Below are 23,770 nucleotides of genomic sequence, written 5' to 3' on the forward strand. Positions count from 1 at the left end.
TTTTATATCGCAAGAGTTATCAATAATAAGTTTTCAGCGCAGCCTCAAAAGTCAATAAATGCAATTTTAGTAAATCGGGCAAAGGTTGATACCCGCCAGCCAATACAAACATGATGGGCAATTGATGACGCTTGGCTAATTGAAAAACCATCTCTTCACGTTTTTGAATTAATTCTGTCGTCAACCAACTTGACCCAAACGGATCGAGCTGATGGCAGTCCATCCCTGCTTGATAAATAATTAAATCTGCACCCCAAGCCAAGGCTTGCTGAAAACCTTCATGCACAGCCATGGTATATTGCGCAAAATTCCCACGGTCTTTATGTATATGACAAGTCAGCGCACGCTCATAGGTCGGGCAACCAAAGGCTAAACCATAAATACTATAATTAAATAAATTATCTAATCGGCGGGTAAAATCGGCAGTACCATCGCCCCCATGCTGATCGCAATCTAAGATAAAAATTTTCTTGTCTGGGAACTGCTGCGCGACCAAAGCCAATCCATTAAAAGTACAAAATGAACCACCAAAGTGATAGGCCGCATGATGAAAACCTTGTGCAATATTGGCTGAAATACCATTTTTCAATGCCAATTCTGCTGCCAAAATCTGTCCTGCATTAATGCTTAATACCGCATCGCGGTGTTTTTCAGACCATGGTTTAAACCCTGACATGACTGCCAGTTTTTCAGGGGTTCCAGTCTGAAAAGCACTGACATAGGCAGGATCATGCAACAACTTCAGTATTTCAATATCTAAAGTTTCAGGCTCGTGAAATTGAATCCCTTGCCATGTACTCAGCGCATCAGCTACGGCTTTTAACTTCTCCATACTGTTGGTATGGGTCGTAGAAATATAATTCGGTGAATAACAAACATCCAACATAGAAAGCTACCTAAATTGTGTAAGCGCGACATCAAGTAACTGCTGAATTTGAGTCGTTTCTGGACTATATAGCCCATTTGCAACTTGCTGATCAAAATGCGTGCTAAATGCCCGTTTTCTATTTTTAGGCGATACTGCCAATGTCGTCAGTCTTAAAAACCAAAATCCATTAATAGCAGAATATGGCAGAATAAAACCTTTGAATTCTTTATTTGGGGTCTTATTTTCAATGTGCTCAGATGAATAATCGACAGAGAACAATGAGCCTTGAGGGACTCGAATACCATTCATCAAAATGGGTTTTAAACTAATACAAGAATGATTATCCCCCATATTTAATTTTTCCATCAGCAAAGGTTCATTTTGCTCATCGACAAAAATATTAATTGAACCACTGCGGAGCACACGGCGATGAGCAATTTTCAGGAAAAAATTTTCAGCCATGGGACACGAACCCACTTTAGGACGCTCGGCTAAACTTTTTAATTCTGTTAAACCCGTCTGCTGCGTATCTTTCGGTAAAATGATATCTTCAATTAGGTCGCAAATTAATTTACTTTCTTCTAATTCTGCATACTGGCTAATCTGCCTCAGTTGCTGTTGAAATTTGATTTCATTCTGCAAATGACTCAACTCATTGGGCGTATTTTGTACAAAATATTGCAACGGTGGCTGTATATCTAAATTATGCCAATCCGCTAAGTTATGAAGATGTTTTAGCTCACCAAGAGCATGTTGGCGTTTAACACTAAAATCATCAAAAATTTTTAAATCATAAAACGTATTACAGTCGCGTGGCGTATTAATATAATCGGCCAAAACACGCGTGGCTTGCGTATAACCACAGCCCCTACGTTCAGTTTGATGTGAATAATGCTCATTTAACATTTCTGTCAATTTTACCGATAACGGCTGAGCCCGCTCACGAAATAACTGTACAACTTCCTGCTCTTTTATAGTCATTTAGTTTCCTACTTGACGCTCTACTTTATTATCGTTTTTAAAATCATTTTCGCGATTTGACCCATTCAGCACCTTGCATTCAATGTGCATAAACTGAATCAGCTCATGTTTTAAAACCCCAAATGAAACACAAAAAAATCGGATTACCATCTCATTTTTTATACTTCGTTATACATTTTTAAAAGCGCAGACTCGCCCTTATTTAGCAAAATCGTTTGGTGGAATCGAATACGTTCCTGTCACATGCGCGACAGGATCATCCAAATCAACAGAATAAATCCAGACCTCGGCAACAATTAATGCTTTCCCTACTTTCATTAATTTACACGTCCCACGCAGGTTTTGGCTACCAGAGGGCTTACGTAAAAAATTAATATTCATATTGGTGGTCACAGCCAATCCCACAATCCCAATTTCACCCATAATGGCGACATACATGGCAAAATCAGCCAAGGCCATCATGGTTGGGCCAGAAATGGTATTTCCTGGTCGTAAATCATTTTCGCTCACACGCCACAATAAAGACGCGCCTTTTTCAGTCACGGCCTCAATATCACATTGAGCTAAACTTTGTGGAAAAAATTGCGTTAAAAATTGCAATATCTCTTGCTGTGTACTGCGCATAAAAAAAATCATCCATAATCATTATCATGCATGATTTTTTAAATGATTTTACCGAACAAAGCTATGGCATTTTAAATAGATTAAAAATACGTTAAAGCTTGCTCAAAAACCTGTTCTGGACTTTGAGATGCATCTAAACGCTTCACCCGTTCAGGATGGCGTACAGACAAAGTTTCATAGCCGGCCCTTACTTTCTCAAAGAAAGTAACTTTCTCTTGTTCAAAGCGATCGAGTTCACCCCGTGCACGTGCTCGATTCATCCCAATTTCAATGGGTGCATCTAGCCAAAAAGTGAAATCTGGCATACGACTGACAAAGTTAGCATTCAGCAACAGTAATTTGTCTTCACTTAAACCGCGACCAGCACATTGATAGGCAAAACTGGCATCGGTAAAACGGTCACACAGCACTGTTTTACCCGCTTCTAACGCAGGCAAAATCACTTGACTCAAATGTTGTGCACGAGCCGCATACATCAGTAGCAGTTCAGTGTCATTACACATTTTTTCTTCATGATTTACAGACAATAGCAATGCGCGAATTTGCTCTGCCATCGGTGTTCCACCCGGTTCACGGGTTAAGACCACATCTTGACCTTGTGCAATAAAATGATCATAAATTTTACGGATGAGCGTGGTTTTGCCAACCCCTTCGGTGCCTTCAAAACTAATAAACATGCTCACTCCTTAATTCTTTGAACGTATAACGGCAAGATAGTCCTGCACAGCGCGATTATGGTCCTGCAATGTTGCAGTAAAATTGTGCCCCCCATTACCTGTCGCCACAAAGTAAATATTGTTGGAACGATCTGGATGCATTGCGGCTTCAATGGCTTTTTTGCTTGGCAAGGCAATTGGTGTTGGCGGTAAGCCATTGATGGTATAGGTGTTATATGCTGTTGGTGTACGTAAATCTTGACGGGTAATATTACCTGCATATTTATCACCCATACCATAAATAACGGTTGGGTCAGTCTGTAGGCGCATCCCTAATTTCAAACGACGGACAAATACACCCGACACTTGTTCAAGCTCTTTATCTAAACTGGTTTCTTTTTCTACAATTGAAGCCATGATTAGGGCTTCATATTTATCTTTATACGGTAAATCAGCTGCGCGATTCGCCCAAGCCTGATCCAATGCTTTCATTTGGCGCACATATAAATCTTTCAAAATTTTCTTGTCAGATTCACCTTTGGCAAAGAAATACGTATCTGGTGCAAACAAACCTTCAGGATGATGATACGGAATTTCTAAGGCTTTCAAGATTTCATCATGGGGCAAATGACTGATGTCGTGCGTCACCAACTGATCTTTTTTCAGAGTATCGATTAACTGTTTAAAGGTTGTGCCTTCAATCACTAAAATACGGTTCATCTGCGCATTATCAACATTGGAAATCATCTGCATGACTTCACGTACACTCATGCCTTGACGCACTTCATACACCCCTGCTTTTAAGGTGTCATGAATCATCAGTTTTTGATAAAGTTTTAATATAATTGGGAAACTTACTTTATCTTCTTTGGCTAAGCGGTCAATAAAACCCGAATAGGTATCGCCTTCGCCAATGGCCAGCATTTGCTTTTTGCCTTCTATAGGATAAGCCTTAAATAGACTAGACCATAAAACAATGCAAAGTAGTACAACAAAGCCAACGGCAAACCCCAAAAAAACTTTCGGTTTAGACGTGGATTGTGAATTTTTCTTTTGGGCTTTTGGCTTGGCTGATGACATATTTAACGGATCTGATTCAATTGAAGCGTTTGAAATAGTTCAGTACAGGCCTGAACATCTAAAGGTTTTCCATTTAAACTGGATGCAATTTTCATGGGATGCAAAGCATTACAGAAGAAAACACTTTGAAATGTCGGTATTTCTTCCATATCGACCAATCGTTGTGTACACGTTATACCTTGCAATTGCATACGCGATAAAATTTCTGCGCGCATAGTCCCGTGCACGCCATTATAGCGAAGTTCGGGCGTAATCCACCTATCATTTATACGAATAAAACAATTACTGCTTACCCCTTCAACCACAGATCCCTGAATATCCATCACCAAGGCTTCTGCCCAACCCTTCTGGTCTGCTTCTTGTTTCAACAGAACTTGTTCTAAACGGTTTAAGGTTTTTAGACCGACTAAATTCGGCATACTAAAACCAATCACTTGCTCTAAAACACCACTGGAAAAGGTTTCATACTCAAAATCGGCAAGCTCTTTCGGATAAAAAAACACCCAAACATCGGCAGGATGTTCTGGCAAGCTATAACCACGTTGCCCTTCACCACGGCTTAGAATAATTTTTAAAGTGCCACTTGCAGAAGAATTTTGTTGTTGAATCAATTGTATGCTTTGCTGAACCAAGTTTAAATTTGCGCCTAAGTACAAACGCTCATTACTGTTATGCAAACGAGCAAAATGTAAATCATTTAGCTCAAGAACACCCTGTCGCATACGAGCCGTACTAAAACATCCATCGCCATAATGAAATGCGCGGTCTAATACTGAAACGGTATTCATTTCTTGTGCATTCTTAAAACATTGCATTAAAAAGACTTCCTGTTCATCGGCTTCTAGTTTAAGAACAGTCACACTGGTTTGATAGCTTTTTTATTCATATAAAATTCATTTCTTCTTATTTTTTCATCATAAAAGTTAACGTTACTCTTTGCCTTGTCATCACACCTATTTCAAATTTCAAGGATATCCACATGCGTACATTAAAAATTGGGGTTTTAGCCATACTTATTTCAGCAACATCATTTAGTGCCCTTGCAAAAGACTTTTTAAATGTCTCTTACGACCCCACTCGTGAATTGTATGAAAACTTTAATAAAGAATTTGGCAGTTATTGGAAAAAAAATACAGGTCAAGACATTAACTTTAAACAATCGCATGGTGGTTCTGGTAAACAAGCCCGCTCGGTCATTGATGGTTTAGATGCCGATGTAGTGACCTTAGCTTTAGCCGCCGATATTGATGCTATTGCAGAAAAATCAAATTTATTGCCAAAAGACTGGCAGAAAAAATTCCCAAACAATTCGACACCGTATACATCAACCATTGTATTTTTAGTACGTAAGGGCAACCCAAAAGGCATTAAAGATTGGGGCGATTTAATTAAAAATGATGTCGGTATTATTACCCCAAACCCAAAAACATCGGGTGGTGCGCGCTGGAACTATTTGGCAGCTTGGGCTTGGGCCAAACATCAAGCGGGTGGAACTGATGCCAAAGCACAAGAATTTGTCCGTCAAATTTATAAAAATACCAAAGTGCTTGATTCTGGCGCACGTGGCGCAACCACAACATTTGCTGAACGTGGTATTGGCGACGTATTACTGGCTTGGGAAAATGAAGCCCATTTAGCCTTACGTGAACAACCCGGAAAATTCGAAATTGTGACTCCGTCGCTGTCTATTTTGGCTGAACCTCCTGTCGCAATTGTCGAAAAAAATGCCCAAAAAGATGGCAACCTAACCCTTGCCAAAGCCTATTTGAATTATCTTTATTCCCCTGCAGGTCAGACTATTGCTGCCAACAATTTTTACCGTCCACGCAATACAGCAGTCGCAGCCAAATATAAAACCGTATTCAAACCTTTAAAACTGGTCACGATTGATAAAGAATTTGGAGGGTGGAGCAAAGTGCAAAAACGTCACTTTGAAAATGGTGGTGTGTTCGATCAAATCGTCAAAACCAACAGCACCAAATAATTAAAAACCAATAGGAAAAAACTGGCATTTTTTTATTGCTTGAATACTTGAAGTGTAGAGTAACCAACATATCTCTTTTATTCATATAGAATTCATTTTTTATTATTTTTTATGCATAAAAGAAGGCGTTATTCTGTCTTTATGTTACAAAATCATTCAGCATATTAGAGGTCTACATGAGCATTCCAACGCTTTCATTGGGTGCAGTCAAAAGACCTTTTCAATGTGTTTTATGATCCAATGCTTGAACGCTCTAAAAGTGTCAATCAAACATTTGGCAAATATTGAAAAAGTCGTACCAGTCAAAAAATTAATTTTAAACAGCTTTATGGTCGCTCTACTAAGCAAGCCCATAATGGTGGTTTTTCTCGACCAAAGCGTAAAAGCAAATAGCACTGAAAAATAGTACCAGAAGGATGAAGGAGTAACGACATGACTCATACTGTAATTGTTCCGGGTGTTGGTGGTAGTGAAAATACTCACTGGCAATCATGGTTACAACGCCAATTCATGTCGTGCTCTCGTGTGCATCAAGCCAATTGGAATCATCCTGTATTAAAGGATTGGGTGGCACAGTTTGTAAAAACTGTCACGCCAATTCAGGACGATATTCAAATTGTGGCGCATAGTTTTGGTTGCTTAACAACGGTGGCAGCACTAGCACAGCACCCAGAACTCAAACCTAAAATCAAAAAAATGATTTTAGTTGCACCTGCAAACCCTGCTCGTTTTGGTGATGCGGGTTTCGCCCATGATAGTCAAAATGATTATGCTACGTATTTTCATCAATTAAAAATTGATGTACCAACCACTCTGCTCATTAGTGAAAATGACCCTTGGCTGACCTTTAAAGATGCCAAGCACCTTGCAAAAACTTGGAAATTAAAGCCAATCAACATGGGCTTAGCAGGTCACATTAATGTTGCATCGGGTTATGGCCCTTTTCCTGAAATTTTTGATTATTTAATTTCAGAAAAAACCATGCAACATATTAATATTACTGATGAGCACAAGTACTTATTTAAATTTGCAATTTAGTCTTTGCAAATTATGCTTGATCCGAATTTTTATCTTTACTGACTGTATTTAATCAATTTTCTCTTTTTGGGAGTCATCATGTCACAGCGATCCCGAGTGCTGCCAGGATTTGGTCTTTCTCTAGGCTTTACCCTAGCGTATTTATCATTAATTGTACTGATTCCTTTGTCTGCGGTTTTTATTAAATCATTAGACATTGGTTGGGACGGTTTATGGGAAATTTTAAGCTCAGAACGTATCTTAAAATCTTTACAATTAAGTTTTAGCACCGCCATTATTGCAGCCTTAATCAATGTAGTCTTTGGTTTATTATTGGCATGGTGCTTAGTACGCTACAGTTTTCCGGGTAAACGTATTGTTGATGCATTGGTAGATTTACCTTTTGCACTGCCAACGGCTGTTGCGGGTATTGCCCTAACGTCTTTATATGCACCCACAGGATGGCTTGGTCAATATCTAGAACCTTTAGGGATTAAAGTTGCCTATACCCCAATCGGGATTACGTTGGCACTGATTTTTATTGGTATTCCATTTGTTGTGCGTACTGTCCAGCCTGTATTAAGTGACCTTGAAACCGAATTGGAAGAAGCCGCTTCTGCTTTAGGTGCAAACCGTTTTCAAATTATTACTAAAATTATTTTGCCTATTTTGCTTCCTGCGCTCATTACAGGTTTTGCTTTGGCATTTGCACGTGGTGTCGGCGAATACGGTTCGGTGATTTTTATTGCAGGTAACCAACCCTTTGAAACAGAAATTGCCCCACTGATGATTATTTCGCGCTTAGAAGAATATGACTATGCAGGTGCAACAACCATTGCCGTAGTGATGTTGGTGATTTCATTTACGATTTTATTTTTGATTAATTTAGTTCAAGCATGGGCAAGCCGTCGTACGGGGAGAACTGCACAATGAGTTCACATACCAACAGCAACGCCTTAGCTAAAAAACTACAATCACGCGATGCCACACGTGAACCCGCTATCGTCCGTATCATCTTAATTAGCATTGCACTTATTTTCTTTTTAAGTTGCTTAATGTTGCCCCTGATTTTGGTTTTTGTAGAAGCCTTTAAACAAGGTGTTGGGGTTTATTTTCAAGCTTTGGTCAACCCAGACACCTTATCAGCAGTGAAGTTAACCTTATTGACGGCAGCCATTGCTGTGCCTTTGAACGTGGTATTTGGTGTCGCTGCAGCATGGTCGGTTGCTAAGTTTAATTTCCGTGGTAAATCTATTTTAACCACCATTATTGATATGCCATTTTCAGTTTCACCGGTCATTGCAGGTCTAATGTTGGTACTGATTTTTGGTACACAAGGCTGGTTTGGTGGTTGGCTGATGGATCATGATATTAAAGTGCTATATGCCGTTCCTGCTATTGTCATGGCGACGATCTTTATTACTGTACCTTTTGTTGCACGTGAATTGATTCCACTGATGGAAGCACAAGGCACTGAAGAAGAAGAAGCGGCAATTGTACTGGGTGCAAATGGCTGGCAAACCTTTTGGAAAGTGACACTTCCCAATATTAAATGGGGTTTAATTTACGGCGTAATTCTGTGTAATGCCCGTGCAATGGGTGAGTTTGGTGCAGTATCTGTGGTTTCTGGTCATATTCGCGGCGAAACCAATACCCTGCCACTACACGTCGAAATCCTTTATAACGAATATACCTTCAGTGCAGCCTTTGCTGTTTCATCCCTCTTGGCATTACTGGCAATTGTCACCCTCATCTTAAAAACATGGGTCGAAATTCGTCAAGAAAAACAAGACCAACGCAATGAAGATTCAACTGCTTCTTAAGGAATGACCTCATGAGTATTCAAGTAAAAAATATTGAAAAACACTTTGGTGCATTCCACGCACTGAACAATATCTCTTTAGATTTTCCAGATGGCCAATTGGTAGCATTATTGGGGCCATCGGGCTGTGGTAAAACCACCCTACTGCGTATTATTGCGGGTTTAGAGTCTGCAGACGGCGGTCAAGTTATTTTAGAGGGTGAAGATGCAACCAATGTTCACGTGCGTGAACGTGAAGTTGGTTTTGTATTTCAGCACTATGCCCTGTTCCGACACATGACTGTGTTTGAAAACATTGCTTTTGGTTTACGTGTACGCCCACGTTCAACACGCCCAAATGAAGCAGAAATTAAAAAGCGTGTGACCCGTTTGCTAGATTTGGTGCAATTGAGCTTTTTAGCTGACCGTTATCCTGCACAGCTTTCTGGCGGTCAACGTCAACGTATTGCACTTGCACGCGCCTTAGCAGTTGAACCACGTGTATTATTACTCGATGAACCTTTTGGTGCTTTAGATGCCAAAGTTCGTAAAGAACTACGCCGTTGGTTACGGACTTTACATGACGAATTACACATCACTTCTATTTTTGTCACACACGATCAGGAAGAAGCCCTTGAAGTAGCTGACCAAATTATTGTGATGAACAAAGGAAATGTCGAACAGATTGGTTCACCACGTGAAGTCTATGAAAAACCTGCTACGCCATTTGTATTTGACTTTTTAGGACAAGCCAACCGCTTTGAAGGTCAAAATAGCAACGGCATCATTCAAATTGGGGAAGACCGCATTCAATTGCCACAACAACCCAATGCGCCACAAGGATCAGTCATTGCCTTTGCACGTCCAAATGAACTTCGTATTCATGCACAGCCTCAGGACAATGCCATTCAAGCCACCTTCCTTCGTGAAATCTGGATTGCAGGAAAAGTTTTAGCCGAACTACAAGATCGTCAAGGCAACTTAATTGAAATTTCACTGACGCCAGATGAAGCTAAATTGCATCAATACCGTCCAAACCAAACCGTTTGGCTCAGTGCATCTGCTTTGCATTTATTTGAAAACCAAGTCGCTTAAGGCTTTATGATGGGGTATAGCACCCCGTCAACTTAGAGGTACGCAACAACATGAATTTCCAACAACTTAGAATTATTAGAGAAACAGTTAGACAGAATTTCAACTTAACTGAAGCGTCGGCGGCCTTATATACCTCACAATCGGGTGTGAGTAAGCATATTAAAGACTTGGAAGATGAATTAGGTGTTCAGCTATTTATTCGTAAAGGCAAACGCTTATTGGGCCTAACTGAGCCCGGTCAATCTTTATTGGGTATTGTAGAGCGCATGTTGGTCGATGCAGATAATATTAAACGTCTTGCAGATGACTTTAACAAAGTCGATGAAGGCACATTGACGATTGCCACCACACATACGCAAGCACGTTATGTTTTACCGCCAATTGTGAATCAGTTTAAAAAAGATTTTCCAAAAGTTCACCTCATTTTGCAACAGGCCAGCCCTGTCGAAATTACTGAAATGCTTTTAAAAGGTGATGCCGATATTGGGATTGCCACGGAATCGTTAACAACCGAAGATAATTTGGCCAGCGTGCCATTTTATAATTGGCAACACAGCATTATTACCCCACAAAATCATCCACTGACATTCAATGAAAATATCAGCATTGAAGATTTATCACATTATCCTATCATTACCTATCATGGTGGCTTCACAGGTCGCTCTAAAATTGATGAGGCCTTTGAAGAGGCCGGCTTTGATGTTGATATTGTGATGTCTGCCCTAGATGCCGACGTCATTAAAACCTATGTCGAACTGAACATGGGCGTGGGTATTGTCAACAATGTTGCCTATGATGCAGAACGTGATTACCGTTTAAAACAAATTGCAACTGATCTTTTTGGCATTAACACCACATGGCTTGCCGTACGCAAAGGACATCTATTACGTGGCTATGGCTATGAATTTATTTCTCTGTGCTCACCAGATGCAGATGTGAAAGCTTTAAAAAAAGTGGCTTATCCAGAAGACTAAATAAAATAAACCACAAAAAAAGAGACCTAGGTCTCTTTTTTTAAGCGTAAATTTTTTTTTATTATCACATAATTACTACACATTAAAAAAACAAAAAACACTTTAAATTCTAGGCCAGATTGATTATGAAGAATAGGATACCGCTCTTATTAATTGTCTTGTGTATTTCTGTACACAGTCACGGTGCCGCCTTAGAAAAATCAGGCCAAAGTATTTTGCCTTTTTTTGAAAAGGGCAATTATGCAGAGTTTTCAGTTGGCCAAATTCACGCCGATATTAGTGGAAAAAATCCCAATACAGGCTTTTCATCTGGCAATTTGGTGGATGACTACCGTTTGTTTCAGGCAACCATTAAGGCTCAGCTTCATTCACAGGTTTCTATTGGTCTATTACTCGACCAACCTTTTGGAATTAAAGTCAATTACTTCTACGCTCCTGAAGCAAGCTCTGATCATGCGCCATCCGAAGCGGTTAATGTTGATATTAATACCTACAATATTACTGCTTTAACGGGTTTTCAGCCGACTGTAAACTGGAATTTTTATGCAGGTTTAACACGACAACGTTTTGAAGGAAATATCCATTTATTTGGCAAAAATTACTCCTTTTTAAATGGCTATACTGCACAATTAAAACCTGATGATGCAACGGGATGGTTGCTTGGTCTGAATTATCAGCGTCCAGAAATTGCCTTACGCACCAGCCTGACCTATCGTTCAGAAGTTAAACATCGTGTCCGTACCACAGAGCTTTCTCCTTTATATAATTTATCCGAACAATCGACAGCTATTGATACACCACAATCTGTAAATTTTGATTTTATGAGCGCCATCAGTACATCAAATTTAGTTTTTGGCACAGTGCGTTGGGTCAATTGGGAAGATTTTGAAATTCAGCCTGCGGGCTTTCAAAGTATTCTTAATCCATACATTCATATCCCCTCCGTTTCTGGTTTGAAGCTAATCAATTACCAATCAGATCAATGGTCTGCAAAACTTGGAATTGCCCATTTACTGAATGAAAAGTTATATCTCAGTGCAGAAACCTCATGGGATTCTGGAAGCAATAATCCTGCATCTGCAACCAATCCTGCCAATGGCTATAATGGTATTGGTGCTGGCTTTAGATATAATATTTCACCTAAAACATTTGTTTCTAGTGGACTCTATTATTTAAAGTTAAAGCCCGCAAAAACAGATACAACCAGTCTTGCCGTCACCTCTTTGTCCACCCTTGAAGATAAAGATGTATGGGCTTATGGTTTTAAGGTCGGCCATTATTTTTAAAATATAGAATTAAAAAACGGGCCAAAGCCCGTTTTTATTGCAATTACAGTTGAATAGATTTTACCAGTGGTAACTTACACCAACTTTACCCACTGGCATCCATTGGTATTTGTCATCTTGTTCAATACTACGTTGATGATCTTCAAGTAACTCACGGTCAGCAGTTGTACCACCTACAGCAGTTAATCTAGCAGTTGGGTTACCTGTATAATATGCACCCACTTCACCAAATACGCCCCAATTTTTATTCAATTTAGGTGCAAAACCGAATCCTAAGTATGGTGCAATATCGTTGTCATAAGAAACTTTACCATTTAAGCTTTCAAAAGAAGTTTTTTTGCCACCAATTTCAATTTCACCGCTTTTCGCTGTAGATTTCAAACCATATTCTGTGTCTACATAACCCACACCTGCAGCCACATAAACACCTTGAGCCCAACGGTTTGCGCTTGCGCCCCAAGGACGAATTTCAGCATTTAAATAACCTAGTGTGTTATCCATATCCATATCGTATTTCACACCATCTACAGATAAGTCGTCAGACCATGAAATATCGCCACCATTATAACCCAGTGCTAAACCCACATACGGGTTTGCAGTCCAAAGTAATGCACCACCGTAACCCGTGGTTCCCACTTCGGCACGAACACCAGTCGGAATTAATTTATTTTGATCAAAAATATAACCATCATCTATAACAGATGAATCTGCCATTGCAGTACCCGCAGATACCAATAGTGATGTTGCTAAAATTGTGCGTAAAATTTTCATTATGTTTTTCCTCAAATACAAACGTTTAAAATTATTGACCATTTGTATGGTTCCTTCGCATGCCGTGAAATATAAGCGATAAATTGCTCACCGTTTATTCAAATTTCACTTGGTTTTTGTTATTTTTTGATACATCTTTTTTCTTCATGTTAATTTAAAAAGGTTTTTCATCTTTCCTTAACTAAACGAAACAAAAAAATTCTACTTCTCATACTTTTAGTAATTAATTCCAATCTATTGTTCATTTTCCACCTCTTGCTCGCCCAATATAGTGTAAAATCTAGGAAATTTTTTTCTGGAAGGAAGATCATGTCTCAGCTTTCAACAATCATTGAACAAGCTTTTGAAGACCGTGCTAATTTTACAGCAGCGGATTGCTCAACTGAAATTCGCCAAGCCGTTGAAGAAGTTATTGCGGGTCTAGATAACGGTACTTTACGTGTCGCTGAAAAAATTGATGGAACATGGGTTGTTCATCAATGGGTTAAAAAAGCGGTATTGTTATCATTTAAATTAAATGACAACAAACCAATGGAAGCTGGCGATCTTCGTTTCTATGACAAAGTTGATACTAAGTTTGCTGATTGGACTGAAGAACAATTTAAAGCAGCGGGTGTACGTGTAGTTCCTCCTGCTGTTGCACGTAAAGGTTCTTTCCAAGCGAAAAATGTTGTGTTAATGCCATCTTATGTGAACATTGGTGCATATGTAGATGAAGGCACAATGGTTGACACTTGGGCAACTGTTGGTTCATGCGCTCAAATTGGTAAAAACGTTCATTTATCTGGTGGCGTAGGTATTGGTGGTGTACTTGAACCGCTTCAAGCCAATCCAACAATCATTGAAGATAACTGCTTTATCGGTGCGCGTTCTGAAATTGTTGAAGGCGTAATTGTTGAAGAAGGTTCTGTCATTTCTATGGGTGTGTTCATTGGTCAATCGACTAAGATTTATGACCGCGCAACAGGTGAAATCCATTACGGCCGTGTACCTGCAGGTTCAGTGGTTGTTTCTGGTAGCCTTCCATCTAAATGCGGTACTTACAGTCTTTATGCTGCAATTATTGTGAAAAAAGTGGACGCAAAAACACGTGCGAAAACGAGCTTGAATGATTTACTACGCGAAGACTAAGCATATGTCTTAATGCTCTTACGGAGCTATCGCACCTCATCTCTACGGTCAGCCATGATCGTAGAGATTTTTGTTTTTCTACATCTGGTTTAATTTTGTTATGAATACGCTTCGATCTTCCGCAATTCCTGTTTCCGATCCTTCTGCGGGGCTACGCATTACGGAGATTTTTTATTCTTTGCAAGGCGAAGCCAATGCCGCAGGTTTACCTACAGTTTTTATCCGTTTAACCGGTTGCCCTTTACGCTGTACTTATTGCGATACAACCTATTCGTTTGAAGGTGGTGAGCGAAAATCATTAGAAGAAATTATTCAAACCACTTTAGATTTTAAAACGCCTTATATTTGTGTGACTGGCGGTGAACCGCTTGCTCAACCCAATGCATTGCCATTAATGAGCCGTCTTGCAGATTTAGGCTGTGACGTTTCTCTTGAAACCAGTGGTGCTTTAGATGTATCTAAAGTTGACCCACGTGTTTCCAAAATTTTAGACTTAAAAACCCCCACTTCGGGTGAAGTTACACGCAATTTACTCAGCAACTTCGATCATTTAACTCAGCATGATCAGATTAAATTTGTGATCTGTAATCGCGAAGATTATGAATGGTCAAAACAGCAAGTTGAACAGTATGCTTTAAATGAGAAAGTCAGCACTGTATGGTTCTCTCCGGCTTTTGCTGTCGAAAAAGGCGTTGTGCGTTTGCCACAACTTGCACGTGATTTAGCACAATGGATTTTAGAAGACCATCTCCCTGTTCGTTTTCAACTACAGTTGCATAAACTGTTATGGAACGATGAAACTGGTCGTTAATTTTTTTCTATATTGTATATAGATTCATTTTTGGAGATTTAAATATGCGCCGTCGCGCCATAGTTTTATTATCTGGAGGCTTAGACTCAACAACTTGTTTGGCTTGGGCTCAAGCGCAATATGAATGTATTGCTTTAAGCTTTATGTATGGTCAGCGCTCAACCACAGAACTGGATGCAGCGCGTATATTGACTAAACAAGCAGGTGTAGAACATCGTGTCATTAATATCGATTTAGGTAACTTAGGCGGTTCTGCCTTAACAGACCTAAGTATTGATATTCCAGATCATGAACAAGAAGGGATTCCTATAACGTATGTCCCTGCACGTAACACGATTTTCTTATCTTATGCATTAGCAGCTGCCGAAGTTTTTGATGCAGAAGCCATTGTGATTGGTATTAATGCTGTTGATTACTCAGGTTATCCAGACTGCCGTCCTGAATTTATTGAAGCTTTTGCCAATATGGCTCGCCTTGCAACGAAGGTTGGCGTAGAAGGAAAACCGCTTAAATTTGAAACACCTCTGTTACATTTATCCAAAGCAAATATTATTCGCTTAGGTATAGAACATGGCGTAAACTACAGTCAAACGGTATCTTGCTATCAAGCAGATGACCAAGGGCGCGCTTGTGGTACATGCGATAGCTGTCGTCTTCGCAAACAAGGTTTTGCCGATGCGGAAGTTCAAGACCCAACCCGTTATATACCGAAATAACAAGGTTCAGTTTATGAAAAATTTAAAATCAAACATTATTCTTTCTGCTACATTCTCTGCTGTTGCCTTATTTGCATCGGCAGCGCACGCTGACAACGACAAACTTCAGCAAGCCTACAAAAGTACTAACGTAAAATCTGCGTTAATTAATGTTTGTAAAGAAGAAACGGGTAAAGGTAAAAAATTATCTACAGCAGAAGTAAGCAAATACTGTACTTGTGCTGTAGAAGCAGATGGTCGTTTGACCAATGCTCAAAAATGGGACATTCAAAGTACCATTAACCAAAAGAAAAGCCCTGCAACTTTAACTTTTGTTCAGAAACAAAATAAAGATTTACAAACTTGTTTTGGCCCACAGCTAACCAGCAAGCTTAAAAGCTTAACTGAAGAAGCAATGAAAGCTGCACAGGCTGCTCAAGCGAAAAAATAAGTTGATTTAAATACCACGAAAAGCCTGCAATTGCAGGCTTTTTTAGCTATGGATAATGTATGCAACACCAATGGAAAACCAACGCGAGCCAACAAAAATTTATCGTGTCTTATAGCGGTGGCAAAGACAGTACCCTCGCCTTGTATCACACAATGCAGGTCGGTAAAGCCCTTGGCTTAATTGTCATGCTTGAAGAACAAGGACTGCGTTCTCGTTCACATGCCATGAGCATGGAGATCATTCAAGCGCAAGCCAATGCCTTGGGCTTACCGATCATTACCGCATCTTCAAGTTGGAATGACTATGAAACTGAATTTTTAAAATTGTTAGCAGATGCCAAACAGCAAGGTGCAGACGTTTTAGTCACAGGTGATTTAGATATGCCTGAACATGGTTGTTGGCATGATCGGATGACGCAACAAACTGGGCTGAAACTCTGTATGCCACTGTGGCAACGCCCACATCGGGAAGTGATTGAGGAATTCATTCAGCTTGGTTTTAAGACCATGATTGTGACTGTTAATCTTGACTTGGGCATGAAAGTTGATGATTTAGGAAAAATTTTAACTCTGGACTATATTCAAGAATTAGAAAATCGAGGTATTGATCCTTGCGGTGAAGGCGGTGAATTTCACAGCACTGTGATTGATGGACCTTTATTTACAGCACCAATTGCTGTACGCAAAGGTGATATTCTATATCATGAAAATTATGCCTTTTTAGCACTCGAATTAGAAAGCAATTCATTTTAATCAAGGATTAAAGCATGACTGAAAATATTCAATTGCCAAACCAAGACTTCCCAACAACCACTGGCGAAGTTAACTTATCTACCCTTCCGTCAGAATGGCTGATTGTGTATTTTTATCCAAAAGATTCAACGCCAGGTTGTACGACACAAGCAGTCGATTTTTCTGCTTTGAAAGATCAATTTGAAGCGTTAAATACTACAATTATTGGTATCTCACGTGACTCGGTAAAAGCGCATCAAAACTTCACTGAAAAGCAATCACTGAGCATTAACTTGATTAGTGATAAAGAAGAAGTGCTGTGTAAGCACTTTGATGTGATTAAAGAAAAAAATATGTATGGTAAAAAAGTGATGGGCATTGAACGCTCAACCTTCATTTTCCATCATGGCAAACTGGTCAAAGAATACCGCAAAGTCAAAGCAGCGGGACATGCTGAACAAGTCCTAGAAGACCTTAAAGCACTTCAAGCTTAATTTTTCAATCTCAAAACCCCAAAATTATTGGGTTTTGAGATTATGTGTTTACTAGCAAAGAGCTTGCAATTCCCCACATGATGAAGGCAATTATGGCATCTAAAACTCGCCAAGCTTTTGGGCTTTCAAAAATTGGAATTAGTACACGCGCACCATAACCTAAGGCAAAGAAAAATAACCAAGATGCACTCACAGCACCTAACGCAAAATATACCGTGTGCTCAAATTGCGTTGAAATAGAACCCATAAAAATGACGGTATCTAAATAAACATGCGGATTGAGCCAAGTCAGTGCCAAACACATTAAAATACTCTGAATGAGATTACTTTCATTGCCAGAACTCATTTGCATTGTTTGCTGAGATTTCAATGCTTGTACCGCATGTTGATAACCATACCAAATTAGAAATAAAGCCCCGCCCCACTTCGCAAACTGAATAATCGAGGGGTAATGATGCAAAATGCTTGAAAAACCTGCTATTCCTAACGTAGTTAAAACTGAATCGGAAAGTGCACAAACAAAACACACCCAAAAAATATTTTGTTTCTTCAAGCCTTGTTTTAAGACAAAGGTATTTTGCGCGCCAATGGCCACAATCAAACTCAAACCAATCATCAAACCTTGTAAATATGTACTGAACATCGTGCTTAAACATTTAAATCGTGTGGCGCTATTATCTGTTCTTTTGTATTAAATTAAGTATTATTTAGAAAATATCAATTTAACTAAATTATTTTAAGTTAGGACAGGAATAGAGCATGCTAAATCATAAACAGTGTGATGCCTTTTTGGCTGTTGCTGAAACTGGAAGTTTTGATTTAGCTGCATCACGCCTTTGCATTACTGCCTCTGCCATTACGTTACGCGTACAAAGTTTAGAAAAAAATTTAGGTCATATGCTCATTGTGCGGGAACGCCCGTGTCGTGTGACAAAAGCAGGACAATCCCTCTTACATTATTTACAACATAGTCGGCTGTTGGAACATCGTTTAATGCAAGATTTAACGGGACAATCGGCTACAACTTTTTATCAAGTAAATATCGCCACAAATGCAGATTCACTTGCAACTTGGCTGTTGCCCCTCTTAAAACCTACCTTGATTGAACACAAAATTGTGGTGCATTTTCAGGTCGATGATCAATCGAAAACCCATCATTTAATGCAAGCTGGATTGGTAAATGCCTGTATCTCTACAGAATCTAATGCCATGAAGGGTTGCGTCACTCAGTTACTGGGTCAAATGACATATCGCATGGTGGCGACACCTGAATTTATTGAAAAGTGGTTTCATCAAGGTTTCAACCGAGAAGCTTTTAGATGTGCTCCCGCTATTATTTATAATAATAAAGATCATTTACATCATGATGTGATGCTTCAGCAATTTGGCTTAACTTGCGAAAGCTACCCACATTATTACATTCCATCTTCTCATGCATTTGCAGAAGCCATTTTTTTAGGCTTGGGTTTTGGCTTCGTACCTGACTATCAAATTGCTGAACGTATTCAGATGGGCGAACTGGTCGAAATTTTGCCTGAAACGCGGTGTAATTTACATTTATATTGGCATCATTGGAAACAACAATCTGAGATACTCAATACTTTAAGTGATGTTTTATTTACGCAAGCGGGTCAAGTTATGAATACTTTTAAATATTAATTACTTACTATTTCACTTGCCATTGACCAATCAGCTGTATATTGACCTTTTCACCCACGCCCCCATAGGCTTTTTTCATTCCAAAATCGCTTCGGTTAATTATCCCCGAAGCATCAACATCCAATAACTTTGGGTTCGAAACATTTGGCTTAAGCATGGCTTCAAAAATTACTGGCTTAGTAATGCCACGTAAAGTTAAATCACCTGCCACCGTATAATAATCTTGCCCTTGTGGTAAAAATTCTGTGCTTTTAAAAGTCGCTGTTTGATATTTTGCTGAATAAAAAAAACTTTCCCCCAATACAATAGCTCTTAAAGCAGGGTTATTAAACTTTAAGCTATTTGTGGGAAAAACTACCTGAACCGATGCATTTTGGGGTGTATTTATATCAAAATACAGCTTGGCCTGTGACTGATTAGAAACGCCCTTAACCGCTGAAAGTCCAACTGTTTTAATATCAAAACTAATACGACTGGTATCGGTCAATACCCAAGTTTTCGCATACACTGAGGATAATAGCCCCCAAACGACAAAACCAGTTAAAAGCCCGTGTTGTGCTAATTTTATAACGTTCATCCCATGCCCCACTTAACCATTTCTCCCCTTCACGTGCTGTTTACTGCTATAAAATTATGTCAATTCAAGATACCCAAATTCAGCTTAAATTGCTCTTATCTTTGGTCAAAAATTTGTGTTGTAATTGTAGATAGAGCGGTGTTTCTTTGAATTTTTGTAAAAAATCACGCGTACCTAGGGGAAAAGCAGCTTCAATAATTTCACCACGATAATAGGCTTCACGCATTGGTGTTGCAGACATTGAACCTTGCAGGCTATCTAGCTCGACCATTTCCCATTCAGGGAAAAACTTTAAATAATAAGATGAATCATCTTTAAAGTGCCCAATCAGACCAATATGATCTGTAAGTTGTGTTATATCCGAAACCAAAGATTTAACTAATGTTTGCCATTTGACATCGTCATATACATCAATCACGGGTACAAACTTAATTCGTTTTTGATGCTCCGCTGAAAAATTAGATAAGATCATTTCCTCTCGCTCATCTACGGTGAAAGGATTTTTAATATTGCGTTCATTTTGTGCAGAACCAAGCGCTAAAATGACGTAACGGCTTTCTTTTAGCGCTATTTGTATGGTTTGCATATGCGCCAAATGAAAGGGCTGAAAACGGCCAATAAAGACCAAATAATCATATTTATAGTTCATAACAAAATCATCGTTTTTTATGAACTCATGAGTTGCGCCAGCATGCTGAAAATGCGACATAATAAGCCCATAAAATTTGAATTAAATTGGAAGCAAGGATAGTACGATGACACTGAGCTGTATTCAACAACCTCATGAACATTTGGATGCGAATTTAGAAAATGGCGTACTGACTTTAGCCATTAATCGACCAAAAGCAAAAAATGCCTTATATGGCGAACTTTATTTATGGATTGCTAAAGCCTTAGATGAAGCCGATCTAGACAAAGACGTTCGCGTGGTCATTTTACGTGGTGCCGATGCTGATTTTAGTGCTGGTAATGACATGCAGGACTTCATGCAGTTTATTCAAACACCGTTGGCTGGAAAAGCAGGTGATGCTCCGCCATTTGTGGTATTAAAATCTGCCGCGAGACTCTCTAAACCACTCATCTGTGCTGTGCGCGGTGTTGCCATTGGCATTGGTGTAACCATTCTACTGCATGCCGATTTGGTATATAGCGATAACACTGCTTTATTCCAAATTCCGTTTGTCAGCCTAGGGCTTTCTCCAGAAGGCGCTTCAAGCAAATTACTAATTCAACAAGCAGGTTACCACAAAGCTGCTGAGCTTCTATTTACTGCACAAAAATTTAACAGTGAAAAAGCCTTAAATGCAGGTTTGGTCAATAGCATTGAAGATGATGTTTATGCGCATGCATTAAAACAAGCACACACTTTAGCAGCACTACCATTAGCTTCTATTAAGCAAACCAAAGCTTTAATGAAACATAATTTACAAGAAATTTTAGATTGTGTAGATGATGAAGCGGTAATTTTTATGCAGCGAGTTTCTTCACCAGAAATGGCTGAAGCCGTGGCTGCATTTATGCAAAAGCGTAAACCTGACTTTGCTCAATTCAACTAATCCTGTTGTCTTTAGTAAAAGATAGAAAAAACCACTTAGTACTATAAACAAAGTGGTTTTTTTCTTTTTCACCCTCATTGATTAATCATCCTTCAAAGAGTTCAAAGTAATGACTGAATCAACTAAAACTGCAAAAAATCGCTATTACGAACCAGCCCCGCAAGATATTGATGTCGAAAATTTTAAGAAGGTCATTACAAGCCGTCGTTCTGTACGCAAATTTACCGACAAAGCCATTCCAGCAGAGGTGTTAGATGACTGTCTAGATTTGGCATTACTTGCACCCAACTCATCTAATTTACAACCTTGGACTTTTTATGTGGTACAAACCTCAGCCAAAAAAAAGCAACTGGTAAAAGCATGTTTGGGTCAATTGGCAGCTAAAACTGCATCTGAATTAATTGTTTGCGTGGCACGTACTGACCGTGTAGATGAAATGGCAAAACTTAATATTTCTGAGTTTCCATTTCCTGAGGCACCTACAGCTGTACAAAAATATTACAAGTTTATTCCTTACAACTATAAGACCGGTTACTTTAATGCCCTAGGTAACTTTAAGAAAGTGGCTTTCAAAGTTGCACGTAGCTTAGATAAACAACTTCCTGTCACCGCATTTAACCCAGCAGATGCCAAATTATGGGCCAGTAAAACTACAGCTTTGGCCTGTGAAAATTTGGTCTTAGCTTTACGTGCTTATGGTTTTGACAGTTGTATGATGGAAGGTTTCGATGAGCCTTTGGTCAAGAAAATTTTAAACTTAAATGATCAGCAATTCCCTGTGATGGTGATTGGTGCAGGTGAACGTGCGAAAGATGGCGTATTTTTCCCGCAGTATCGTTTTGATCGTAAGTTATTTATTCAGAAGGTTTAAATTTCATAAAAATAAACAAATTACAGCCATTCGATACGCGGTAAAGTCATCAGCAACTGTTCGAGGCAGGATTAATATGCACCATAAAGTTTCTGTGATCAGTTTAATCGAATGATGGACTCTGCCGAGTTTTGCTGATGACAATGGTTTTGCCTACTTTTCCCGAAAGAAAAGTAGGTCGAACCGAAGGTTAAACCTTGCATCAAACATTAAACTTAAAGACACCGCTAAGGTTTTTTAATATCAAATCTCTACTATTTGAACAAACTCAAAAGCAGGCTCTTCATACGGATGGCTGGCTTTTAAAGCTTTTGCAACAACAGATGCTTTATCTTCAGGAACAATGGTTTCGACACGCCACTCTAGAATTTGCTCCAAAGTATCTAACGCACCTATAAACGGACTTGCCCCATTTATAGGTTTAAATTGTCCAGTTCCTAGAACTTGCCATGCACAATGTTCATAGTTACCAATACCACCTGCCCCTGCTTCAAAAATAGCAAGTTTGGTAGATTCAAGGTGGGTTTCAGGAACGTAGTAGATCAATTTGAGCATAGCGATTTAATGTAGATTTTATTAATATCAAATCAATCATATTGATCGACTGCACTTATGTCTAATAAAAATATTGCCCGTGAACTTACTTTAACTGCAACTGAAAATTTAGCAGATGAAATTATCTTTAAAACAGCCAACACTCTGCTAGAAGATACAATTAAATCTATCCCTTTTGCATCTGTAATTACAGGTTCAATTGAAAGCTATACCAAATTTCGTATTTTGAAAGAGCAAAAACAATTATTAGCTTTTATTCAAGAAGCTGAAAATATAAATATTGGATTTATCGAGAAGTTTTTTAAAGACAAAGACAATTTAGAATTAGGTCTTGAGGTTTTAGGAATACTTGATCAAACCTACCTAGAAAAACAAGCAAAAATGATGGGACGAGCCACCATTCTTTTTAAAAGCCTTAGTATTTCAAAGCAAAAATTTGATAAATATACTTATATTATTACTAAGTTAAATAATCATTTAATAACTATTATTGAACACTTACAAACTGAAATCACTACAAACTCGTCAATGTCGATAATTAGCCTACCTATACCCAATATGGATCTTATAAGCTTTGGATTTATCCAAAAACTACCTAACGGATCATGGTTTTCAGAGGCTCAAAATAAAACACCCTTTGATCATAAAATTACAGATGAATATTTCTACTTTTACGAAAACATCTTCAAAGACTAAAACCAATCACATGCTCTGCGACCTGAATATCGCACATTTAGCAGGGATATAAAGATCTATTCTCTGCCCAATAAAGGGGTTTTATCTTGCGAACTCAAAATATATTTTGAGAATCCTCATGTCCCATCAAAAGTAAAAGAAAGTATCAACCAATAAAAAACCATCTCATGGTGGTTTTTTAATTCACAAAATTACATCTGCAAAGCATAACCCAAAATCACAAAGACCACTTGCAAGCCCAAAACTATGGCAAACAACTTCCAGCCCTTTCTGCGTAGTGCAACTTTATCAACTACTTCATACGTAACTGTTTTAATCATGTCATCACCTTATACATGAATGTGGACACTAAATACTAAGCAATCCACCCTTTTATATAGCATGATCTTTAATCGACTGATTACAC

29 protein-coding genes are annotated in these 23,770 nt (G+C 38.9%); 17 read left to right on the plus strand and 12 right to left on the minus strand.

Annotation, left to right across the window (positions count from 1 at the left end):
• Positions 1-19: 19 nt before the first annotated feature.
• The 6 genes from BBP83_RS08010 to pabC all read right to left on the minus strand — a co-directional run bounded on the left by BBP83_RS08010 (position 20) and on the right by pabC (position 5,024).
• Positions 20-886, minus strand: coding sequence for an arginase family protein (locus tag BBP83_RS08010; RefSeq protein WP_068887251.1), 867 nt, complete (start codon positions 884-886; stop codon positions 20-22).
• Positions 887-892: 6 nt separating this feature from the next.
• Positions 893-1,849 (minus strand): hypothetical protein, encoded by a 957-nt coding sequence (locus BBP83_RS08015; RefSeq protein WP_068887253.1) that lies wholly within the window; start codon positions 1,847-1,849, stop codon positions 893-895.
• A gap of 198 nt (positions 1,850-2,047) precedes the next feature.
• A complete protein-coding gene (locus tag BBP83_RS08020) occupies positions 2,048-2,473 on the minus strand; it encodes a PaaI family thioesterase (protein WP_068887255.1) in 426 nt (141 codons plus the stop codon).
• Positions 2,474-2,553: 80 nt separating this feature from the next.
• Positions 2,554-3,150: a dTMP kinase gene (gene tmk, locus BBP83_RS08025; RefSeq protein ID WP_068887257.1), complete on the minus strand. Its 597-nt coding sequence runs from the start codon at positions 3,148-3,150 to the stop codon at positions 2,554-2,556.
• 9 nt (positions 3,151-3,159) lie between these two features.
• Positions 3,160-4,230, minus strand: coding sequence for an endolytic transglycosylase MltG (mltG, locus tag BBP83_RS08030; protein ID WP_171258070.1), 1,071 nt, complete (start codon positions 4,228-4,230; stop codon positions 3,160-3,162).
• Positions 4,212-5,024, minus strand: coding sequence for an aminodeoxychorismate lyase (gene pabC / locus BBP83_RS08035; RefSeq protein ID WP_068887261.1), 813 nt, complete (start codon positions 5,022-5,024; stop codon positions 4,212-4,214). Before pabC ends, mltG begins: the two co-directional genes overlap by 19 nt.
• Positions 5,025-5,188: 164 nt before the next feature.
• Here pabC and BBP83_RS08040 point away from each other — a divergent pair, with 164 nt between their 5' ends.
• The 7 genes from BBP83_RS08040 to BBP83_RS08070 all read left to right on the plus strand — a co-directional run bounded on the left by BBP83_RS08040 (position 5,189) and on the right by BBP83_RS08070 (position 12,366).
• Complete coding sequence (locus tag BBP83_RS08040) at positions 5,189-6,193, plus strand: sulfate ABC transporter substrate-binding protein (protein WP_171258063.1); 1,005 nt, start codon at positions 5,189-5,191, stop codon at positions 6,191-6,193.
• Between the two features lie 432 nt (positions 6,194-6,625).
• The gene (locus BBP83_RS08045) at positions 6,626-7,231 is read left to right on the plus strand and encodes an RBBP9/YdeN family alpha/beta hydrolase (RefSeq protein WP_068887266.1); all 606 of its coding nucleotides are present in this window, start codon (positions 6,626-6,628) and stop codon (positions 7,229-7,231) included.
• A 78-nt stretch (positions 7,232-7,309) separates the two neighbouring features.
• The gene (gene cysT / locus BBP83_RS08050) at positions 7,310-8,143 is read left to right on the plus strand and encodes a sulfate ABC transporter permease subunit CysT (RefSeq protein WP_068887268.1); all 834 of its coding nucleotides are present in this window, start codon (positions 7,310-7,312) and stop codon (positions 8,141-8,143) included.
• Positions 8,140-9,033 (plus strand): sulfate ABC transporter permease subunit CysW, encoded by an 894-nt coding sequence (gene cysW, locus BBP83_RS08055; protein WP_068887270.1) that lies wholly within the window; start codon positions 8,140-8,142, stop codon positions 9,031-9,033. The genes cysT and cysW overlap by 4 nt, the downstream gene beginning before the upstream one ends.
• Positions 9,034-9,044: 11 nt before the next feature.
• The gene (locus tag BBP83_RS08060; RefSeq protein ID WP_068887272.1) at positions 9,045-10,106 is read left to right on the plus strand and encodes a sulfate/molybdate ABC transporter ATP-binding protein; all 1,062 of its coding nucleotides are present in this window, start codon (positions 9,045-9,047) and stop codon (positions 10,104-10,106) included.
• A 50-nt stretch (positions 10,107-10,156) separates the two neighbouring features.
• Positions 10,157-11,080: a CysB family HTH-type transcriptional regulator gene (locus tag BBP83_RS08065; protein WP_068887274.1), complete on the plus strand. Its 924-nt coding sequence runs from the start codon at positions 10,157-10,159 to the stop codon at positions 11,078-11,080.
• 125 nt (positions 11,081-11,205) lie between these two features.
• A complete protein-coding gene (locus BBP83_RS08070; RefSeq protein ID WP_068887276.1) occupies positions 11,206-12,366 on the plus strand; it encodes an OmpP1/FadL family transporter in 1,161 nt (386 codons plus the stop codon).
• A 60-nt stretch (positions 12,367-12,426) separates the two neighbouring features.
• Here BBP83_RS08070 and carO read toward each other — a convergent pair whose 3' ends face one another.
• A complete protein-coding gene (carO, locus tag BBP83_RS08075) occupies positions 12,427-13,137 on the minus strand; it encodes an ornithine uptake porin CarO (protein ID WP_068887278.1) in 711 nt (236 codons plus the stop codon).
• Positions 13,138-13,446: 309 nt separating this feature from the next.
• Here carO and dapD point away from each other — a divergent pair, with 309 nt between their 5' ends.
• The 6 genes from dapD (at position 13,447) to BBP83_RS08105 (ending at position 17,450) form a co-directional block, all read left to right on the plus strand.
• Positions 13,447-14,268, plus strand: coding sequence for a 2,3,4,5-tetrahydropyridine-2,6-dicarboxylate N-succinyltransferase (gene dapD / locus BBP83_RS08080; RefSeq protein WP_068887287.1), 822 nt, complete (start codon positions 13,447-13,449; stop codon positions 14,266-14,268).
• 100 nt (positions 14,269-14,368) lie between these two features.
• Positions 14,369-15,079 (plus strand): 7-carboxy-7-deazaguanine synthase QueE, encoded by a 711-nt coding sequence (queE, locus tag BBP83_RS08085; protein WP_068887289.1) that lies wholly within the window; start codon positions 14,369-14,371, stop codon positions 15,077-15,079.
• Positions 15,080-15,123: 44 nt separating this feature from the next.
• Positions 15,124-15,795 (plus strand): 7-cyano-7-deazaguanine synthase QueC, encoded by a 672-nt coding sequence (queC, locus tag BBP83_RS08090; protein ID WP_068887292.1) that lies wholly within the window; start codon positions 15,124-15,126, stop codon positions 15,793-15,795.
• Positions 15,796-15,808: 13 nt separating this feature from the next.
• Entirely contained in the window at positions 15,809-16,225 is a 417-nt protein-coding gene (locus tag BBP83_RS08095) for a hypothetical protein (protein ID WP_068887294.1), read from the plus strand.
• Positions 16,226-16,284: 59 nt separating this feature from the next.
• Positions 16,285-16,977 carry a Dph6-related ATP pyrophosphatase gene (locus BBP83_RS08100; RefSeq protein WP_068887296.1) on the plus strand — a complete coding sequence of 231 codons (693 nt, stop codon included), beginning with the start codon at positions 16,285-16,287 and terminating at the stop codon, positions 16,975-16,977.
• A 14-nt stretch (positions 16,978-16,991) separates the two neighbouring features.
• Positions 16,992-17,450, plus strand: a complete 459-nt coding sequence (locus tag BBP83_RS08105; RefSeq protein ID WP_068887298.1) for a peroxiredoxin — start codon at positions 16,992-16,994, stop codon at positions 17,448-17,450.
• A 40-nt stretch (positions 17,451-17,490) separates the two neighbouring features.
• Here BBP83_RS08105 and BBP83_RS08110 read toward each other — a convergent pair whose 3' ends face one another.
• Positions 17,491-18,093: a LysE/ArgO family amino acid transporter gene (locus BBP83_RS08110; protein WP_068887300.1), complete on the minus strand. Its 603-nt coding sequence runs from the start codon at positions 18,091-18,093 to the stop codon at positions 17,491-17,493.
• Positions 18,094-18,209: 116 nt separating this feature from the next.
• Between BBP83_RS08110 and BBP83_RS08115 the strand changes: the two genes are divergently transcribed.
• Positions 18,210-19,109: a LysR family transcriptional regulator ArgP gene (locus tag BBP83_RS08115; RefSeq protein ID WP_068887302.1), complete on the plus strand. Its 900-nt coding sequence runs from the start codon at positions 18,210-18,212 to the stop codon at positions 19,107-19,109.
• Positions 19,110-19,116: 7 nt separating this feature from the next.
• On the opposite strand, the gene BBP83_RS08120 is transcribed toward BBP83_RS08115, so the two are convergent.
• The gene (locus BBP83_RS08120; protein WP_068887304.1) at positions 19,117-19,686 is read right to left on the minus strand and encodes a YceI family protein; all 570 of its coding nucleotides are present in this window, start codon (positions 19,684-19,686) and stop codon (positions 19,117-19,119) included.
• A gap of 79 nt (positions 19,687-19,765) precedes the next feature.
• Positions 19,766-20,335: a nicotinate-nicotinamide nucleotide adenylyltransferase gene (locus BBP83_RS08125; RefSeq protein ID WP_068887674.1), complete on the minus strand. Its 570-nt coding sequence runs from the start codon at positions 20,333-20,335 to the stop codon at positions 19,766-19,768.
• 106 nt (positions 20,336-20,441) lie between these two features.
• Between BBP83_RS08125 and BBP83_RS08130 the strand changes: the two genes are divergently transcribed.
• Entirely contained in the window at positions 20,442-21,242 is an 801-nt protein-coding gene (locus BBP83_RS08130; RefSeq protein WP_068887306.1) for an enoyl-CoA hydratase-related protein, read from the plus strand.
• Between the two features lie 109 nt (positions 21,243-21,351).
• Positions 21,352-22,113 carry a nitroreductase family protein gene (locus BBP83_RS08135; protein WP_068887308.1) on the plus strand — a complete coding sequence of 254 codons (762 nt, stop codon included), beginning with the start codon at positions 21,352-21,354 and terminating at the stop codon, positions 22,111-22,113.
• Between the two features lie 243 nt (positions 22,114-22,356).
• Here BBP83_RS08135 and BBP83_RS08140 read toward each other — a convergent pair whose 3' ends face one another.
• Complete coding sequence (locus BBP83_RS08140; RefSeq protein ID WP_068887310.1) at positions 22,357-22,668, minus strand: YqfO family protein; 312 nt, start codon at positions 22,666-22,668, stop codon at positions 22,357-22,359.
• Between the two features lie 57 nt (positions 22,669-22,725).
• On the opposite strand from BBP83_RS08140, the gene BBP83_RS08145 reads away from it, so the two are divergent.
• A complete protein-coding gene (locus tag BBP83_RS08145) occupies positions 22,726-23,364 on the plus strand; it encodes a hypothetical protein (RefSeq protein WP_068887313.1) in 639 nt (212 codons plus the stop codon).
• A gap of 191 nt (positions 23,365-23,555) precedes the next feature.
• Here the strand turns inward: BBP83_RS08145 and BBP83_RS15595 are convergent, their stop codons facing one another.
• Positions 23,556-23,684 carry a KGW motif small protein gene (locus BBP83_RS15595; RefSeq protein WP_281181021.1) on the minus strand — a complete coding sequence of 43 codons (129 nt, stop codon included), beginning with the start codon at positions 23,682-23,684 and terminating at the stop codon, positions 23,556-23,558.
• Between the last annotated feature and the right edge of the window lie 86 nt (positions 23,685-23,770).

Origin of the sequence: Acinetobacter celticus, assembly GCF_001707755.1 — a bacterium.
In the GTDB taxonomy this organism is placed as follows: Bacteria; Pseudomonadota; Gammaproteobacteria; order Pseudomonadales; family Moraxellaceae; genus Acinetobacter; species Acinetobacter celticus.

Coding starts and splice junctions, on each gene's coding strand:
- BBP83_RS08065 (WP_068887274.1), top strand. CDS start 10,157: ATGAATTTCCAACAACTTAGAATTATTAGAGAAACAGTTAGACAGAAT.
- BBP83_RS08015 (WP_068887253.1), bottom strand. CDS start 1,849: ATGACTATAAAAGAGCAGGAAGTTGTACAGTTATTTCGTGAGCGGGCT.
- cysT (WP_068887268.1), top strand. CDS start 7,310: ATGTCACAGCGATCCCGAGTGCTGCCAGGATTTGGTCTTTCTCTAGGC.
- BBP83_RS08070 (WP_068887276.1), top strand. CDS start 11,206: ATGAAGAATAGGATACCGCTCTTATTAATTGTCTTGTGTATTTCTGTA.
- BBP83_RS08060 (WP_068887272.1), top strand. CDS start 9,045: ATGAGTATTCAAGTAAAAAATATTGAAAAACACTTTGGTGCATTCCAC.
- BBP83_RS08010 (WP_068887251.1), bottom strand. CDS start 886: ATGTTGGATGTTTGTTATTCACCGAATTATATTTCTACGACCCATACC.
- BBP83_RS08045 (WP_068887266.1), top strand. CDS start 6,626: ATGACTCATACTGTAATTGTTCCGGGTGTTGGTGGTAGTGAAAATACT.
- cysW (WP_068887270.1), top strand. CDS start 8,140: ATGAGTTCACATACCAACAGCAACGCCTTAGCTAAAAAACTACAATCA.
- BBP83_RS08145 (WP_068887313.1), top strand. CDS start 22,726: ATGTCTAATAAAAATATTGCCCGTGAACTTACTTTAACTGCAACTGAA.
- BBP83_RS08125 (WP_068887674.1), bottom strand. CDS start 20,335: ATGAACTATAAATATGATTATTTGGTCTTTATTGGCCGTTTTCAGCCC.
- queC (WP_068887292.1), top strand. CDS start 15,124: ATGCGCCGTCGCGCCATAGTTTTATTATCTGGAGGCTTAGACTCAACA.
- tmk (WP_068887257.1), bottom strand. CDS start 3,150: ATGTTTATTAGTTTTGAAGGCACCGAAGGGGTTGGCAAAACCACGCTC.
- BBP83_RS08120 (WP_068887304.1), bottom strand. CDS start 19,686: ATGAACGTTATAAAATTAGCACAACACGGGCTTTTAACTGGTTTTGTC.
- pabC (WP_068887261.1), bottom strand. CDS start 5,024: ATGCAATGTTTTAAGAATGCACAAGAAATGAATACCGTTTCAGTATTA.
- BBP83_RS08100 (WP_068887296.1), top strand. CDS start 16,285: ATGCAACACCAATGGAAAACCAACGCGAGCCAACAAAAATTTATCGTG.
- BBP83_RS15595 (WP_281181021.1), bottom strand. CDS start 23,684: ATGATTAAAACAGTTACGTATGAAGTAGTTGATAAAGTTGCACTACGC.
- BBP83_RS08040 (WP_171258063.1), top strand. CDS start 5,189: ATGCGTACATTAAAAATTGGGGTTTTAGCCATACTTATTTCAGCAACA.
- BBP83_RS08095 (WP_068887294.1), top strand. CDS start 15,809: ATGAAAAATTTAAAATCAAACATTATTCTTTCTGCTACATTCTCTGCT.
- BBP83_RS08140 (WP_068887310.1), bottom strand. CDS start 22,668: ATGCTCAAATTGATCTACTACGTTCCTGAAACCCACCTTGAATCTACC.
- BBP83_RS08020 (WP_068887255.1), bottom strand. CDS start 2,473: ATGCGCAGTACACAGCAAGAGATATTGCAATTTTTAACGCAATTTTTT.
- BBP83_RS08115 (WP_068887302.1), top strand. CDS start 18,210: ATGCTAAATCATAAACAGTGTGATGCCTTTTTGGCTGTTGCTGAAACT.
- carO (WP_068887278.1), bottom strand. CDS start 13,137: ATGAAAATTTTACGCACAATTTTAGCAACATCACTATTGGTATCTGCG.
- BBP83_RS08110 (WP_068887300.1), bottom strand. CDS start 18,093: ATGTTCAGTACATATTTACAAGGTTTGATGATTGGTTTGAGTTTGATT.
- BBP83_RS08135 (WP_068887308.1), top strand. CDS start 21,352: ATGACTGAATCAACTAAAACTGCAAAAAATCGCTATTACGAACCAGCC.
- queE (WP_068887289.1), top strand. CDS start 14,369: ATGAATACGCTTCGATCTTCCGCAATTCCTGTTTCCGATCCTTCTGCG.
- BBP83_RS08130 (WP_068887306.1), top strand. CDS start 20,442: ATGACACTGAGCTGTATTCAACAACCTCATGAACATTTGGATGCGAAT.
- BBP83_RS08105 (WP_068887298.1), top strand. CDS start 16,992: ATGACTGAAAATATTCAATTGCCAAACCAAGACTTCCCAACAACCACT.
- dapD (WP_068887287.1), top strand. CDS start 13,447: ATGTCTCAGCTTTCAACAATCATTGAACAAGCTTTTGAAGACCGTGCT.